Below are 761 nucleotides of genomic sequence, written 5' to 3' on the forward strand. Positions count from 1 at the left end.
AACGCACCAGAAGAAAAAGCGCGTGGTATCACCATCTCTACTTCTCACGTAGAGTACGATACCCCAACTCGCCACTACGCACACGTTGACTGCCCAGGCCACGCCGACTACGTGAAAAACATGATCACCGGTGCTGCTCAGATGGACGGTGCGATCCTGGTTGTTGCTGCAACTGATGGCCCAATGCCACAGACTCGTGAGCACATCCTGCTGGGTCGTCAGGTAGGCGTTCCTTACATCATCGTGTTCCTGAACAAATGTGACATGGTTGATGATGAAGAGCTGCTGGAACTGGTCGAAATGGAAGTCCGTGAACTGCTGTCTCAGTACGATTTCCCAGGCGACGACACCCCAATCATCCGTGGTTCTGCGCTGAAAGCGCTGGAAGGCGATGCAGAGTGGGAAGCGAAAGTTATCGAACTGGCTGAAGCACTGGATTCTTACATCCCAGAACCAGAGCGTGACATTGACAAGCCATTCCTGCTGCCAATCGAAGACGTATTCTCTATCTCTGGCCGTGGTACTGTAGTTACCGGTCGTGTAGAGCGTGGTATCGTTAAAGTCGGTGACGAAGTTGAAATCGTGGGTATCAAAGAAACCACTAAAACCACTTGTACCGGTGTTGAAATGTTCCGCAAACTGCTGGACGAAGGCCGTGCGGGTGAGAACGTGGGTGTTCTGCTGCGTGGTACTAAGCGTGATGACGTTGAGCGTGGTCAGGTTCTGGCGAAGCCAGGCTCTATCCACCCACACACTCAGTT

Annotated in this window: 1 protein-coding gene; it reads left to right on the forward strand. The window is 52.6% G+C overall.

Annotation, left to right across the window (positions count from 1 at the left end; translation table 11 throughout):
• The coding region (locus IQ209_RS17965) for an elongation factor Tu (RefSeq protein ID WP_193852538.1) at positions 1-761 on the forward strand (761 nt) is incomplete at both ends.

Origin of the sequence: Xenorhabdus sp. BG5 (assembly GCF_015163665.1) — a bacterium.
Classification (GTDB): Bacteria; Pseudomonadota; Gammaproteobacteria; order Enterobacterales; family Enterobacteriaceae; genus Xenorhabdus.